Raw genomic sequence first — 14,039 nt, 5'->3', positions numbered from 1 at the left:
CGTGCCTCGGCATGAGGCGCCGCGACGTCGCGCGGAAGCGGCAGGGGCGGCTTGACAGCCACACAGCGTACGCCGGGCACTCCCGCCCCGGACCTCCGGGGGGCGCCCCCGGCTGCCCGGCGCGCCGGCCGCACTGTTCCGTTTCGCCGCCCTCGGCACGACCCCGGGCCCCGGACGCGGTCTGCCGGCGAATGTCCGACGGCAGTCACGGTGCCGAGCCGTCAGACGGTCCGGTTCCGCATGCCGGTTCCGTACCGGTAGCGCTGCCGGGGTGCCGCTGCCAGGATCCGCCCGCACGGGGGCGTGCCCGCCCGCTCAGGCCGCTCGCTCAGGCCGCTCACTCCGCCGCTCAGGGTTCCGGCGTGAGCCGGCGGTCCAGCACCGTCACCAGCCGGGCGCCGTCGCCCACCCGGCCGGCACGACCCCGCCGCTTCCCGCCCACCCGGCGCGCCTGGTCCAGCCGCAGCCGTGCCGACCGGCCCGACAGCGACAGCGTCATCAGCTGGTTCCCGAACCAGGGGCCGTCCGTACGCCGCCAGCTCAGCGGAGGCCGGCCCGTCCGCCCGTGCCGCGACAGGCCGCGCCCCAACCAGCGGCCGATCCGCGACCAGCCCAGCCGGAACCCCCACCGCACCACGGCCGGGATCGAGTTGTGCACGGGCGAGCACGTCAGCTGGAACACCCGCGCCGTGCTGGGTATTCGGGGCTCGGCCACATACGCGTGGTGCACGTCCCCCGACAGCACGGCCACCGTCGCCGGCGCCCGCGGTCCCGTCCCCACCTCCTCGATCAGATCGCTGAGCGCCTTGAACGAGGCCGGGAACGCCGCCCAGTGCTCCAGGTCGCTGCGCCGCCGCAGGTCCTCGCCGATCCGCGCCCAGCGGGGCCCCCGGTCACCGCGGCACAGCGCGGCGTTCCACACTTCCGCGTCATGGATCAGCGGGGGCATCAGCCACGGCAGGGAGGACCCGATCAGCAGGTGGTCGTACCCGCCGTGGCCGGCCAGCGCGTTCTCCCGGAGCCACTCCTGCTCGGCCGGGTCGAGCATGGCCCGCCCGTCCTCGGCCAGCACCCGCGCCGCCCGCGTGTCCACCATCAGCAGCCGCGACCGGCCGAAGTCCCGACGGTAGCTCCAACGCACCGAAGCCGGGTCGGCGTCCGCCGCGGCGGCGAAGGCGCGCAGCGCATCCGTGCCGTCCGCATCCTTGCACACGGCCTGGAACACCGCGTCGGCGGCGAGCTCGGCGGGCGAGAGATTGCCCAGGTGCTGGTACACCCAGTACGACATCAGCCCGCTGATCACCCGCTCCTGCCACCACGGCGTCGCCCGCATCTCCGCCAGCCACGCGGCGCTGGTGTTCCAGTCGTCCACGACGTCGTGGTCGTCGAACATCTGCAGGCTGGGGACGGTCGACAGGAGCCAGCGGATCTCCGGGTCGAGCCACGACTCGTAGTAGAGGCGGGTGTACTCCTCGTAGTCGGCGACTTGTGCACCGGGGGCGTCCCGCAGGTCGCGCCGGGCGGCGAGCCACTGCCGGGTCTCCCGGGACAGCTGGTCCGCGTACACCTGGTCGCCCAGGAGCAGCAGGAGGTCGGGGCGGGGCGCCTGCGGGGCGGCGGCCAGCTGCGCGGCGAGGGTGTCGAGCGCGTCCGGCCCGTGCGGCCCGTGCCGGTCGGCGGGCGGAGCGGCCTGCCGACAGGAGCCGAACGTGATCCGCAGGCCGGGGCCCGGCCGGCCGGAAGCGGCGGCGTCGGGGGTGCTGATCGTGCTCGGCGGGAAGGCGCTGTCGGGCAGCGGCCAGACGCGCGCCCCGTCGAGCAGCACCTCGTACGCGGTCGTGGTCCCCGGGGTCAGGCCGGTCACCGGCACCAACGCGTAGTGGTGCCCGGCGATCTGGAAGGTGCGCACACGGCCGGCGGCCCCGTCGGCGCAGCGCACCTCGGCTGTGCACGGGCGGTCGGTCTCGACCCATATCGTGGCCGAACCGCCCGTGCTCCAGTCGACGTGGCGCAGCAGCGGCCCCAGGCGCAGCGTGGCCATGGAACTCCCCCTCCTCCGTAGCCCTTTCGATCACGGTACGACGGAGAGGAGGAGCATGGCCTCCCCCTCGTGGGGGAAATCCGGCGGGGCCGGCGGGGCCGGCGGGCGGACCGTGCCCGTCAGCAGCCGTTCAGGGCGTTCACCAGGGCCGTCTTCTCGGCGGAGTCCATGCTCAGGCCCCAGTACTGCTTCACGTGGACCCACATGCGGGAGTAGGTGCAGCGGTAGGAGGTGCGGGACGGCATCCACTCGGCCGGGTCCTGGTCGCCCTTGGCCTGGTTGACGTGGTCGGTGACCGCGATGAGCTGCGGGCGGGTGAGGTCGTTGGCGAACTGCTGGCGCTTGGAGGTGCTCCAGGAGTTAGCCCCGGAACGCCAGGCCTCGGCGAGCGGGACGACGTGGTCGATGTCGAGGTCGGCCGCGGCGGTCCAGGTGGCGCCGTCGTACTCGGAGAACCAGCTGCCGCTGACCGAGGCGCAGTTGGAGTCGGTGACGACGTTGCGGCCGTCCCGCTTGAGGACGGTCTCGCGGGTGTTGCAGCTGCCGGAGACGGTGCTCCAGTGCGGGAACAGGCTGCGGCTGTAGCCGCTGGTGGAGCCCTCGGTGCGCGGCGTGACGGTGGCCAGGTAGGCGCGGGCGGCGGAGGCGCTGATGGGGGTGGGCGGGGCGGCCTGCGCGGTCGGGGCGTTCACGAGGGAGGTGAGGGCGGCGAGTGCAACGGTTGACGCGAGCACGCCGAGGCGACGCGCGTAGACGGAGGGTATGCGGGCCGAAAGGGCCATGGGAGTGCTCCCTGGGTGTGGGGGGTGTGCGGCCGGGTGGCCCCCGGAGGGGGTGCGGCCAGGGTGGCGGTGCCGGATTGCGTGATGGCGGGCGCAAGGTTACAGCCATGCGACATGGGCACGTCACGTCTGGGAGTCTCAACTTCTTGGAAGTGGGCGGAAGTTGAGATTCCGGCGGCTGTCGCCCGCCCCGGCGTGTGGGTGCGGGTGCGTGTGGGTGGATATGACCTGGTACGGGCGTGGCGGAGGCCGAGGGGAGGGGCGGGTGTCGTGAGGGGGGCGGGGCGCGGTGCGCGGATGCGGCGCAAGGGGCCGAAAGTGGCCAACGTTCTGGTCCGGGCGGTCACGGGCTCCCGTATGCTGGTCGTAGCAGAAGGGGAGTAGCTCTTCGCCGGACCGTCGACACACTGCTGGGTCACCCAGCCGGCGCCCGGAGGCAGGCCGCGTATGCGCGGTCGGCCAGCGAGACCTTCGGCCGCAGTGTCCTGTCCAGGTTCACTTGCATCCGTCCGCATCGGGGCGTGTGCGCGTGAACGCCGTCAGGGCGCCGCCGAGCCGAAGCGACCCCTGATACACCCCAGGTCTCTCGGAAACCGGTGGCGCCCCGCCCACCGATCGAGGTCCCATCCCCGTGTTCAGCGCGAACTTCAGCATCACCGTCACGGCCATCGCCTTCGGCGTCGTCTTCCTCGCCGAACTCCCCGACAAGACGGCCCTCGCCGGCCTGATGCTCGGCACCCGCTACCGCGCCAGTTACGTCTTCGCCGGAGTCGCGGCCGCCTTTGCCGTGCACGTCGCGCTCGCCATCGCCGCAGGCAGCGTCCTCACCCTGCTCCCGCACCGGCTCGTACAGGCCGTCGTCGGCGTCCTCTTCCTCGCGGGCGCGGCCATGCTGCTGCTGAAGAAGAGCGACGGCGACGAGGAGGTCAAGGCACCCGCCGACCAGTCCTTCTGGAAGGTCTCCGGAGCCGGCTTCATGCTGATCCTCGTCGCGGAGTTCGGCGACCTCACGCAGATCATGACCGCCAACCTCGCCGCCCGGTACGACAACCCCGTCTCGGTCGGCATCGGCGCCGTGCTCGCCCTGTGGGCGGTGGCCGGCATCGGCATCCTGGGCGGCCGCACGCTGATGAAGTACGTGCCGCTGCGCCTGATCACCAAGATCGCGGCCACCGTGATGGCCGCCCTCGCCGCGTTCTCCCTGTACGAGGCCATCGCGGGCTGACGCGGAGAAGCCGGCCGAGCGGCTCCCCGACGGTGCGGTGCGCCTGGGCCTGGGCCTTGGGTGTGGGCCTGGGCTTGGGCTTGGGCTTGGTCGGGTGCCGTGCGGTTGTCGGCGGGCGGTGTCGTAGCCGGGTGACACGATCATCCCGATTCCCCCTGCCCCTGCCCGATGATCTGGCCTTGCTGGTCCTGTGTACCGACTTCGGTGACGGCGAACCCTGGGACGCGGTTCGCGCCGCACTCGACGCCGCGGACGCGCACAGCCACGCCGCCCATGTCGGCGATCTTCGCTTCCGTGAGGACTGACCGCTCACCGTCGGGGCCGGCCGCCCGGGCAGCCGGTCGCGTGCGGGGCTCGTGGACCGTCGGTCGGCGCGGTTCCGAACGCGGGCGGCGGCTGCCGCTGCGTCACGATCGCCGGTGCCGTCGGAAGCGGCGTCTCGGGTGTGGTGGTCAGGCGGTGGGTGCCGGGGTTGCCAGGGTGAGGCGGATGGAGCCGTCCGGGGTGGTGGAGACGCGTACGGCGGTCAGGTCGGGGACGTGGGCCGTCGGGGCGTGCTCGGCGGCGCGGGGACCGATGCCGAGCACGCGCATTCCGGCGGCGCGGCCCGCGGCTATGCCGGCGCCCGAGTCCTCGAAGACGATGCAGTCGGCGGGGGCGACGCCCAGTTCGGCGGCGCCCTTGAGGAAGCCCTCGGGGTCCGGCTTGCTGGCGGCGACGCTCTCGGCGGTGATCCGTATCCCGGGCAGCGGCAGGCCGGCTGCGGTCATGCGGGTCGTGGCCAGGGCCGTGTCGGCGGAGGTGACCAGGGCGTGCGGCAGCCCGGCGATCGCCTTCATGAACTCCGCGGCCCCGCCGACCGGGACCACGCCCTCGGTGTCGGCGGTCTCCCGGGCGAGCATGACGGCGTTCTCGGCGTGGTTGACCTCCATCGGGCGGTCCGGCAGGAGGATCGCCATCGTGGCGTAGCCCTGGCGGCCGTGCACCACCTTGAGGGCCGCCTCCGGGTCCAGGCCGTGGGAGACCGCCCACTCGCGCCAGCAGCGCTCGACCACCGCGTCCGAGTTGACCAGGGTGCCGTCCATGTCGAGGAGCAGGGCCTTGGCGGTGAGGACGACGGGGGAGGCGGTGGTGCTGGCCGGCATCGGCAGGGGCTCCAGACGGGGCGGGAGAAGAGAACAAGTGGTTCCGTCCACCGGTCAGGGAATGCGGACGGAACCACTTTGTTCCTACACGATACAAAACAAGGGGCGGTGTGCGCCACTGCGGGTCGGAACGTCAGCCGACGCCCTCCAGCACCTTGCGCGTCTGCGGGCCGTAGACGCCCTCCGGGTCGCCCTCGATGTCGTTCTCCCACTGGAACCAGGCGACGGCGTTCTCCGTGCGGTCGTCGTATTTGCCGTTGTACTTGCCCCGGTACAGGCCCTGGGCCGCCAGGAGCCGCTGCAGCTTCTCCACCTCGGAGCCGGAGTCGCCGTGCTTCAGCGTCGGCGCCTTGGGAGCCGCCGGGGGGCTGCTCGCCGCGCGCCGGGCCGACGACGCGCTCGGCGACGCGGACGCCGAGGAGCGGGAAGCGGTGGGCGACGCCGACTTGGAGGGGGCGGCCGACTTGGAGGCCGAGGCCTTGGGGGACGGCTTCGCCGAGGCGGGCGTCTCCGCGGGATCGGTCGGCACCACGCTGGCCGCCGGACCCGTCGGCTTGGCGTCCAGCAGGACCGTGTCGCTCTCCGCGGAACGCGGCAGCATCGCCAGCGCCAGGGTGGCAGTGCCGACCGCGACCACGGTGCCGGCACCGGCGAGGACCGTCGGAAGGCGCCGACGGCGGGAACCCGAGGAGGACCGCTTCCCGGGGGCCCCACCCCCACCCCCTCCCCTTCCCCTTCCTGTGAGTGTGCCGAGTTCGCCCAGGTCCTGCGGGGGCGGCGGCAGCGGGGCCGTTCGCGCAGGCCAGGTCGCCTGCGGCGGCGTGTCCGGCCAGACCGCGGGTGTTCCGTACGCCGGGGTGGAGTCCTCGTGCGCCGGTGTGTCCGGGTGGGCGTAGCCGTGCGCCGGATCGGCCACCGCGCCGTACACCGAGCCGTACACCGGCTGGGACGGCTGGACCGGCTGGACCGGCTGGGCCGGCTGGGCCGGCTGGACGTGCGGTATCGGCTGGGCCGGCGGTATCGGTGGCACCGGCGCCACCGGCGGTATCACCTGCGTGGCCTGCGGGTCCGGCTCGCCGGGATGGGGCAGCGATACGTACGGGCGGATGCGCAGTGGCTCGAAACCACCTCCCGGTCCCCCCGGCGCGCACTCGCAGCCGACGCCCACCGCGTCGCAATCTGGACAGCGCTCAGCGCTCACTGGACTCCCTCCCTGGCCATTGCCTGCGATTATGCAGACCCTTCCAGGGCCGCCCAACCCGCCCGAGAGGCCATAACCGGACACACCGCTCAGGATGGAAATGTTGATCCGGCCTGAGGAGGAGAGGATGGCTCGCGAAGGCGCCAAGGGCACCGTGGATCCCGTTTCCGGTCCCGGACGAGCCGGCCCGGCGGCAGAACACGCCTCCCGTGAGGTACTCGTCTCCATCGGCGCACTGATGCTGGGCCTGCTGCTCGCCGCCCTCGACCAGACGATCGTCTCCACCGCCCTGCCGACCATCGTCAGCGAGCTGGGCGGGATGGAGCACCTGTCCTGGGTCGTCACCGCCTACCTGCTCGCCTCCACCGCCGCGACACCCCTGTGGGGCAAGCTCGGCGACCAGTACGGGCGCAAGAGGCTGTTCCAGGCCGCCATCGTCCTCTTCCTGGTCGGATCGGCACTGTGCGGGCTCGCCCAGGACATGTCCCAGCTGATCGGGTTCCGCGCCCTCCAGGGCCTGGGCGGCGGCGGTCTGATCGTGCTGTCCATGGCCCTCGTCGGCGACATCGTCCCGCCCCGTGAACGCGGCCGCTACCAAGGTCTCTTCGGAGCCGTCTTCGGTGCGACCAGCATCCTCGGTCCGCTGCTCGGCGGCCTGTTCGTCGACCAGCTGTCCTGGCGCTGGGTCTTCTACATCAACCTCCCCATCGGTCTCGTCGCGCTCGCCGTCATCGCGGCGGCCCTGCACATCCCGGCGCGCCGCTCGAAGCACACCATCGACTACCTCGGCACCTTCCTCATCGCATCCGTCGCCACCTGCCTCATCCTCATCGCCTCCCTCGGCGGCACCTGGGGCTGGGGCTCGGCCCGGATCATCGGCCTGGCCGTCCTCGCCGCCGTCCTGCTCGTCGCCTTCGTCGTCGTGGAGAGCAGGGCCGCCGAACCCGTCCTCCCGCTCGGTCTCTTCCGCATCCGCACCTTCACCCTCTGCTCGGTGATCAGCTTCGTCGTCGGGTTCGCGATGTTCGGCGCGATGGTCTACCTCCCGACGTTCCTGCAGGTCGTACAGGGCGTCTCGCCGACCCTGTCCGGTGTCCACATGCTGCCGATGGTCCTCGGCATGCTCATCGCGTCGACCGGGTCCGGCCAGATCGTCAGCCGCACCGGCCGCTGGAAGGTCTTCCCGATCCTCGGCACCGGGGTCACCGCGATCGGACTTCTGCTGCTGCACCAGCTGCAGCGCACCAGCGGCAGCTGGGAGATGAGCGCGTACTTCTTCGTGTTCGGCCTCGGGCTCGGCCTGGTGATGCAGGTCCTCGTCCTGGCCGTGCAGAACGCCGTCAGCTACGCGGACCTCGGCGTCGCCACCTCCGGCGCGACGTTCTTCCGCTCCATCGGAGCCTCCTTCGGCGTCGCGATCTTCGGCACGGTCTTCACCCACCAGCTCGACGACAAACTCGCCACCGCCCTCGCCGGGTCCTCCCTCCCGCCCGGCACGGTCGCCCAGGTGGAGGCCGACCCCCGGGCCATCGCGACGCTGCCGGCCGACGTACAGCCCACCGTGCTCGACGCCTACTCCGAATCGATCACGGACGTCTTTCTCTATGCCGTTCCCGTCGTCCTCCTCGCCTTCGCCGTCGCCTGGTTCCTCAAGGAGGACAAGCTCCGCGGCTCCGTGACCGCCCCCGACGTGACCGAGACGCTCGCCTCCAACCCCGTCCAGCGCTCCTCCCACGAGGAAGTGGCCCGAGCCCTGTCGGTCCTCGGCACCCGCGAGGGCCGCCGCCACGTCTACGAGAAGATCACCGAGCGGGCCGGGCTGGACCTGCTGCCCGCCTCCAGCTGGCTGCTGCTGCGGATCAACCGGTACGGCTCGGCCGAGCCCGCCGTGCTCGCGGAACGCACCACCGTCCCCGTGAAGGTGATCACCGAGGCCGCCCGCCAGCTCGAAGTGCGCGGCCTCGCCGTACGGGACGGGCTGCCGCTGATCCTGACCGACCGCGGAAGGGAGACCGCGGCGAAGCTGGCGCAGGCCCGCGAGGAGTCCCTCGCCGCGCTGCTCGGCGACTGGTGGGGCCCGGACCGCCCGACCGACCTGGCCGAACTGGTCAAGGAGATCAACGCCGAGCTCTGCGGATCGGACGCCGAGGAGCCGTACGACGCGCCCCCGCGCCGCGACCACGCCGCTCCCTGACCGGCCGACGATCCGGCGTCACCCGGCTCACCGGCTCACCCGGCTCACCCGCCTCGCCTCTCAGGCCAGGCGCTTCTCGAACCAGTGCTCTGCGTACGGGCCCGAGTTGTAGGCCGGTATCTCCGCGTACCCGTTCCGCGCGTACAGGGTCCGGGCCTCCACCAGGTCCGACCGCGTGTCCAGGCGGACCCGCTCGGCACCCAGCGCCCGGGCTTCGTCCTCCAGTGCGGCGAGCAGCGCCGCGCCGCCGCCGGTGCCGCGGGCGCGCGGGTCCACGTACACCCGGGTCAGTTCGGCGGTGACGGGGTCGAGCATCCGTATGCCGCCGCAGGACAGGGGCGCGCCGTCCAGCCGGCCGACGACGAACCGGCCCGTCGGCGGGACCAGCCCGTCGGCCGGGTCGTCCCGCAGCCCCTCGTCGACCTCGGCCTCCGTCGCGGGCCGCTTCCAGTAGCGTCCGGCGACTTCCGCGTAGTACGCGCGCCGCAGTGCGGTGGCGTCGGGTGTGTCGACGTGCTCGGGGGCGACCGTCCAGGTGCTGTCGGTAGCCGTGTTGGTTGCCGTAGCCGTGTTGGTGCCGGAGTTGATGTTCATGGCGTCATTGTGGGATCTCGCCGTCGTCCGCCGCGTGGAATATCCACAGGAACGGGCTGATGATGAGAAAAGGGTTAAATCGCACCGATGGAGGGCGTGACCACCATGTCCCAACACCCTGACGCTGCCCTTATCCGCCGCGGTTACGAGGCCTTCGGCAAGGGCGACATGGACACCCTGGGCTCGCTGATGACGGCCGACGTCATCCACCACGTGCCCGGCAGCAACCCGCTGTCAGGCCACCACAAGGGCCGGGAAGCCGTCCTCAACCTCTACCGCCGCCTCGCCGAGGAGACCAACGGCACCATGGCGGTCGACCTGCACTCGGTGCTCGTGGACGGCCGCGGGCACGGCATCTCCGTGCACACGTTCCGCGGCGACCGCGGCGACCGCGGACTCGAAGTCCAGCAGGGCCTCTTCTTCACGATCGTCGGCGGGAAGATCAGCGACATCGACGAGTGCACCCAGGACATCGACGAGGAGGACGTCTTCTGGAGCTGACGGCCTCCTCGCCTCCTCGCCTCCTCGCCTCCTCGCCTCCTCGCCTCCTGCCTCTGCGTCTTCGTGCTTCCGGGCTTCCGTGCTTCCGTGCCTGCTCGGGCCCGTGCCCTTCCCGGTCAGGCTCCGGTCTTCGGTCCCGCCTGCTGCACGACCTCGAACGACCACACCGTCGACGCCGAGGCCGCCGGCTTCGGGCGCTCTCCCGCTCCCGCCGCGCCGCCGCCGGCCCCGCCTTGGTGCGCCGCCTTCATGGGGCCCTCCATCCACGCCTGGAAGTCCTCCTCGGACCGCCACCGCGTGTAGACCAGGTACTGGTCCGTGCCCTCCACCGGACGCAGCAGCTCGAACCACTCGAACCCGTCCGAACCCTCCACAGCCCCCGCCCGTGAGGCGAACCGCTGCTCCAGCACCTCCCGCTGCTCGGCGGGAACGGTCAGAACGTTGATTTTTACAATGCTAGGCACATGACACCTCTCAGGAAACACAGGCCGGGCACTGCACCTAGCCTTGACCACGTGCGAGCAGTCTCCTACATCCGTCAGTCAAAGCGTCGTGAGGACGATTCGCAGGCGTCACCCGTGGCGCAGCGCGACCGGTGCGCGTCACTCATTAGCTCGAAAGGGTGGAACGACGCAGGCCACTTCGAGGACGTAGGCAAGTCCGGATGGGACCCCAGCGTCCACCGCCCGGGGTTCGAGGAGATGATGGCTGCCGTACGCGGCGGGCACGTGGACGCGGTGGTCGTCTTCTCGCTGTCCCGCCTCACTCGCCGTGGCGCTCTCGAGGCCATGCGGATCATCGAGGAGCTGGAATCGCACGGCGTCCGGCTGGTGAGCGTCGAAGAGCCGTACCTCGACACGTCCACCCCGGTCGGGGTCGGCATCCTCGCCATCATCGCGGGTCTGGCGCAGCAGGAATCCGACATGAAGTCGGCCTACGTCTCCGCCACGAAGGACACACTCCGGCGGGCTGGTAGCCACGTGTCCGGTTTCTCTCCCTACGGCTTCACGACGGAGCGCGGCACCAGCGGCAAGCTGTCGGTCATCCGGCTGGTCCCGGACCCCGTGGAGGCCCCGCATGTGCGCGACATGGCCAGATGGGCGGCCGACGGACTGTCCGCCTCGCAGATCGCCAAGCGGCTCAACGAAGAGGGCGTACCCACCAAGGCCGAGTCTCTGGGAGAGGCGGGGATAAAGAGGCTTGCCGCGCGGCGCGCTCGGGCGATCTCGGAAGCTGTGGACCGGCCCGCGTGGGTGTCCTCCACCGTGCTCCGCATCCTGCGGGACCCGCGCCTTGCTGGGTACGCCATCGAATGGCAGGGGCGCGTACTGCCAACCAAGGATGCTGACGGCAACCCGGTCCCGGGGAAGACCGGCAAGCGAGTCATCCTCCGTGACGAAGAGGGGCAGCCCGTCCAGACACATGACCCACTGATTCCCGTCGAGGAGTGGTGGCAGCTTCAGGACGTGCTCAACGGCCGTACGCAGACCGTCGTGCGCGCCGGACGACGCGTGCCCACGCTGCTTGCCGGTCACGGGCTGCTGTTCTGCGACGTGTGCGGCTCCGTCATGGTCGCCGACCGTCGGGTGGGAAAGCTCTACTACAAGTGCAACCGTGCCGGGGGAGTCGTAGCCGGCCATGGCGGTCTCGTCATCGGGCAGGAGGCGGCGGACGACCAGACAGCACGCCGAGTGTGGGCGCGCCTCACTGCCATGGACCCGGACGACCCGGAAGACCTCGAATGGCTCGCTGAGGCATCCCGTCGATTCGCCAGGCAGCGGGACACGTCCCAGCGGGACGCTGAACGAGCGGCCGTGCGCGCCGAACTGGAGCACGTACGGGAGTCCCGCCGCATCCTGCACATGGACCGGTTGGCGGGCGTCTACGACGACAAGACCGGCACGCAGATGTTCCACGAGTCGATGGCGCGCCTGTCGGCCCACGAGGAGCGCACGGCCGAACGGCTCGCCCAGTTGGACGCGACGGAAGGCCAGACGATCGAGATTCCCAACGAGTGGACCGGCGTGGACGGAGATCCGATCGGAGAGGGCTCCACGTGGGCAGCGTGGGACCTCAAGACGAAGCGGGAGTTCCTGGCGCTGTTCATCGACTCCGTGAGGATCGCCAAATCTGTCGGCAGGGGCCGGAACGCGAAGACGCTTGACCGCGTGATCCTGCGGTGGGCCGAGTCTCCGGAACCTGCGGGAGCCTGAGCCTGTCTGAGCGCCGTTCACGGCTCGTTGCTGGGGAAACCCGGTGGCGGGCCGTTCGGCGTTCCTGTGAGCGTGTACCGGTCCGGCGACTGTCAGCCGGTCCGCTTACGGTCGTGAGGGGTGACGGTGTGACGAATGACGATGTTGGGCACCGTTCCAACTTCTTCTGTATGTAGTTTTTGTTTTCACCTCTCTCTCTTCACCTAAACAGCGAGTGACCTGGTGTTTTGATGCTTCACCAACTCACTCTCTGGATGGTGTTCGGGTCACCTTTGGTCACCTGTGAGGGTCCTCGATCGCTTCGCGATCTGCGGACAGCGGGGAGAGAAGGTCTTTGTGGTTGCAGATCAGGGGGTTTGGGAGTCTTGGGAAAGTACATAGACGACACGAAGGCGCGCAGCGCCCTTGAAGCCGCAGCGCAGCACGCAGACAGGGCGGATCGCCCCGTGCCGTTCCTGTGGAGCGGTGCTCAGTGGACCACCCCCGCTGGTGAGTGGAGGGACTGGCCGCTGGTCCGCCGGGGCATGGGCGAGTGGCTGCGCATGCTGCATAAGGGGGTGGACGCGGAGGCGGAGAAGTCCAACGAGGAACGTCGGTACGCATTGCGGCAGTCCATCAAGACGGCGCAGTACGGCATGGAGGACGCGCAGAGCGAAGAGGAAGCGGACCGTCACTACGAAGCCATAGGCAGACTCCGCGAGGAGCTGGACGCCATTCCCGCCCCCGGCGACCTTGACCCTGCCGTCGTCCGGGACATCGGCACCGTGGCGTCCGAAGTGGATTCCGCTTCCGACGGTCGCGCCACGCAGCTCCTCTCGCTGGCCTCTCAGTTCGACGCGTTCCGTGCCCCGCTGAACGATCCGGCCACGTGGGTCCGGATGCTGGGGACCGCACCGCACAACGTCCACGTCCGCACGTCGGCCGTGTGGGAGGCGTTCTGCGCGGCTGAGCCGGTGCTCGCCCGGAACCTGGGTACGACGACCGGGAAGCGCGCTCTGTTCGCGGCCATGGACAAGCGCTTCGGTACGCGCCGGAAGCTGGCCGGCTGCGAGGGGTGGCGGGGCGTCGTGGTTCCCGAGGCGGATCCAAGGCGGTAGCCCCCACCGCCCGCGCCGTCGGAGCGACAGGGAGAAGGAACTTTCCGGTGGCTCATTGGGGTCTTCCCGTGGAGTCCTGCGACCCCACGGGGGCATCCCGGGCGCGGCAAGCGGCGGACCGTTAGGTGGCTGACCCTGGCCGGGTGTACGGGTCTGGCGGATGTGGCTGTGTGTCACCGGCTGCGACTGTCTCAGAAACGATGGTTTGTGAGACAGGCGGGAGGGGTGTTCCAGCTCCTCCCGAAGGCGTTCCAAAACCCGTCTCAGAATTCCCTGAAATCCCTTGATGTTTTGAGACGAGTTCTGCGACGATTGGTGCATGGCGACGACCGCAGGACACCTGATCGGATACGCCCGAGTCTCCACCGACGACCAGGAAGCGCAGTTGCAGCACGACGCGCTGACGGTGGCCGGCTGCGCCCGGATCTTCACGGACAAGGCAAGCGGCAAGAACACCGACCGCGCGGAGCTGACGGCCGCTCTGGACTACCTGCGCCCCGGCGACACCCTGTGCGTCTGGAAGCTGGACCGGTTCGCCCGATCGCTGATCGATCTCGTGACCCTCGTGGACTCGCTCGCTGCCCGTGGCGTCGGCTTCAAGGTGCTGACGGGAGCGCTGGCGAGCATTGACCCGAACACGCCGGACGGGCGGCTCATGCTTCAGGTCGTGGGCGCCATGGCGGAGTTCGAGCGCAGCCTGATCAAGGACCGCACCCGGGCCGGATTGGACGCTGCCCGCGCTCAGGGTCGTACGGGTGGACGCCCCGCCGTGATGGACGCGGACAAGCTCGCTGCGGCAAAGGCCCGTCGCGAAAAAGGGGAGAGCGTTACGGCCATCGCCAAGGCCCTCGGGGTCTCCCGCGCCACGCTGTACCGGGCCTTGGGTGATAACGAGTAACCCGCGCCAACCCGATAGACCGTCTGCCCTGGTGGTGGACGGTCTTTCCTGCGTCCTGCTGAGGCGAGGGGAGGACGGTCCGAAAGTTCGGCGTGCATGCCCGCTGGCGATCCCGGCCCAAGCTCGGAATGCGCGCCCTGGGTGCAAC

General features: G+C 70.6%; 13 protein-coding genes. 7 read left to right on the top strand and 6 right to left on the bottom strand.

Annotation, left to right across the window (positions count from 1 at the left end):
* Positions 1-349: 349 nt before the first annotated feature.
* Together ACIQUT_RS06640 and ACIQUT_RS06635 are read right to left on the bottom strand one after the other, a co-directional pair.
* Entirely contained in the window at positions 350-2,041 is a 1,692-nt protein-coding gene (locus ACIQUT_RS06640; RefSeq protein ID WP_403560137.1) for an alkaline phosphatase D family protein, read from the bottom strand.
* Positions 2,042-2,160: 119 nt separating this feature from the next.
* On the bottom strand, positions 2,161-2,805 hold the full coding sequence (locus ACIQUT_RS06635; protein WP_403560613.1) for a DUF1524 domain-containing protein: 645 nt from the start codon (positions 2,803-2,805) through the stop codon (positions 2,161-2,163).
* Between the two features lie 649 nt (positions 2,806-3,454).
* On the opposite strand from ACIQUT_RS06635, the gene ACIQUT_RS06630 reads away from it, so the two are divergent.
* Positions 3,455-4,048, top strand: coding sequence for a TMEM165/GDT1 family protein (locus ACIQUT_RS06630; RefSeq protein ID WP_403560135.1), 594 nt, complete (start codon positions 3,455-3,457; stop codon positions 4,046-4,048).
* A gap of 179 nt (positions 4,049-4,227) precedes the next feature.
* A complete protein-coding gene (locus ACIQUT_RS06625; RefSeq protein WP_403560133.1) occupies positions 4,228-4,353 on the top strand; it encodes a hypothetical protein in 126 nt (41 codons plus the stop codon).
* 147 nt (positions 4,354-4,500) lie between these two features.
* On the opposite strand, the gene ACIQUT_RS06620 is transcribed toward ACIQUT_RS06625, so the two are convergent.
* Together ACIQUT_RS06620 and ACIQUT_RS06615 are read right to left on the bottom strand one after the other, a co-directional pair.
* On the bottom strand, positions 4,501-5,193 hold the full coding sequence (locus tag ACIQUT_RS06620; protein ID WP_403560131.1) for an HAD-IA family hydrolase: 693 nt from the start codon (positions 5,191-5,193) through the stop codon (positions 4,501-4,503).
* A 133-nt stretch (positions 5,194-5,326) separates the two neighbouring features.
* Positions 5,327-6,223 (bottom strand): peptidoglycan-binding protein, encoded by an 897-nt coding sequence (locus ACIQUT_RS06615; RefSeq protein ID WP_403560129.1) that lies wholly within the window; start codon positions 6,221-6,223, stop codon positions 5,327-5,329.
* 298 nt (positions 6,224-6,521) lie between these two features.
* Between ACIQUT_RS06615 and ACIQUT_RS06610 the strand changes: the two genes are divergently transcribed.
* Positions 6,522-8,588, top strand: a complete 2,067-nt coding sequence (locus ACIQUT_RS06610; protein ID WP_403560127.1) for a DHA2 family efflux MFS transporter permease subunit — start codon at positions 6,522-6,524, stop codon at positions 8,586-8,588.
* A 60-nt stretch (positions 8,589-8,648) separates the two neighbouring features.
* On the opposite strand, the gene ACIQUT_RS06605 is transcribed toward ACIQUT_RS06610, so the two are convergent.
* The gene (locus ACIQUT_RS06605) at positions 8,649-9,182 is read right to left on the bottom strand and encodes a GNAT family N-acetyltransferase (protein WP_403560126.1); all 534 of its coding nucleotides are present in this window, start codon (positions 9,180-9,182) and stop codon (positions 8,649-8,651) included.
* A gap of 105 nt (positions 9,183-9,287) precedes the next feature.
* On the opposite strand from ACIQUT_RS06605, the gene ACIQUT_RS06600 reads away from it, so the two are divergent.
* On the top strand, positions 9,288-9,683 hold the full coding sequence (locus ACIQUT_RS06600) for a nuclear transport factor 2 family protein (protein ID WP_403560124.1): 396 nt from the start codon (positions 9,288-9,290) through the stop codon (positions 9,681-9,683).
* Between the two features lie 116 nt (positions 9,684-9,799).
* On the opposite strand, the gene ACIQUT_RS06595 is transcribed toward ACIQUT_RS06600, so the two are convergent.
* Positions 9,800-10,147 carry an antibiotic biosynthesis monooxygenase family protein gene (locus ACIQUT_RS06595; protein WP_403560122.1) on the bottom strand — a complete coding sequence of 116 codons (348 nt, stop codon included), beginning with the start codon at positions 10,145-10,147 and terminating at the stop codon, positions 9,800-9,802.
* Between the two features lie 51 nt (positions 10,148-10,198).
* On the opposite strand from ACIQUT_RS06595, the gene ACIQUT_RS06590 reads away from it, so the two are divergent.
* The 3 genes from ACIQUT_RS06590 to ACIQUT_RS06580 all read left to right on the top strand — a co-directional run bounded on the left by ACIQUT_RS06590 (position 10,199) and on the right by ACIQUT_RS06580 (position 13,891).
* Complete coding sequence (locus ACIQUT_RS06590; protein ID WP_403560120.1) at positions 10,199-11,896, top strand: recombinase family protein; 1,698 nt, start codon at positions 10,199-10,201, stop codon at positions 11,894-11,896.
* 365 nt (positions 11,897-12,261) lie between these two features.
* Positions 12,262-12,993, top strand: coding sequence for a hypothetical protein (locus tag ACIQUT_RS06585; RefSeq protein WP_403560118.1), 732 nt, complete (start codon positions 12,262-12,264; stop codon positions 12,991-12,993).
* Positions 12,994-13,312: 319 nt separating this feature from the next.
* Complete coding sequence (locus ACIQUT_RS06580) at positions 13,313-13,891, top strand: recombinase family protein (RefSeq protein WP_403560116.1); 579 nt, start codon at positions 13,313-13,315, stop codon at positions 13,889-13,891.
* Positions 13,892-14,039: the final 148 nt, after the last annotated feature.

Source organism: Streptomyces sp. NPDC090445 (assembly GCF_044769385.1).
GTDB lineage: Bacteria > Actinomycetota > Actinomycetes > Streptomycetales > Streptomycetaceae > Streptomyces.
Note: the sequence above shows the minus strand (reverse complement) of the source record. Positions and strands in the feature narration are given on the sequence as shown.

Excerpts from the sequence above, each read along its gene's own strand:
- ACIQUT_RS06620 (WP_403560131.1), bottom strand. The coding sequence starts at position 5,193 with ATGCCGGCCAGCACCACCGCCTCCCCCGTCGTCCTCACCGCCAAGGCC.
- ACIQUT_RS06580 (WP_403560116.1), top strand. The coding sequence starts at position 13,313 with ATGGCGACGACCGCAGGACACCTGATCGGATACGCCCGAGTCTCCACC.
- ACIQUT_RS06610 (WP_403560127.1), top strand. The coding sequence starts at position 6,522 with ATGGCTCGCGAAGGCGCCAAGGGCACCGTGGATCCCGTTTCCGGTCCC.
- ACIQUT_RS06640 (WP_403560137.1), bottom strand. The coding sequence starts at position 2,041 with ATGGCCACGCTGCGCCTGGGGCCGCTGCTGCGCCACGTCGACTGGAGC.
- ACIQUT_RS06600 (WP_403560124.1), top strand. The coding sequence starts at position 9,288 with ATGTCCCAACACCCTGACGCTGCCCTTATCCGCCGCGGTTACGAGGCC.
- ACIQUT_RS06605 (WP_403560126.1), bottom strand. The coding sequence starts at position 9,182 with ATGAACATCAACTCCGGCACCAACACGGCTACGGCAACCAACACGGCT.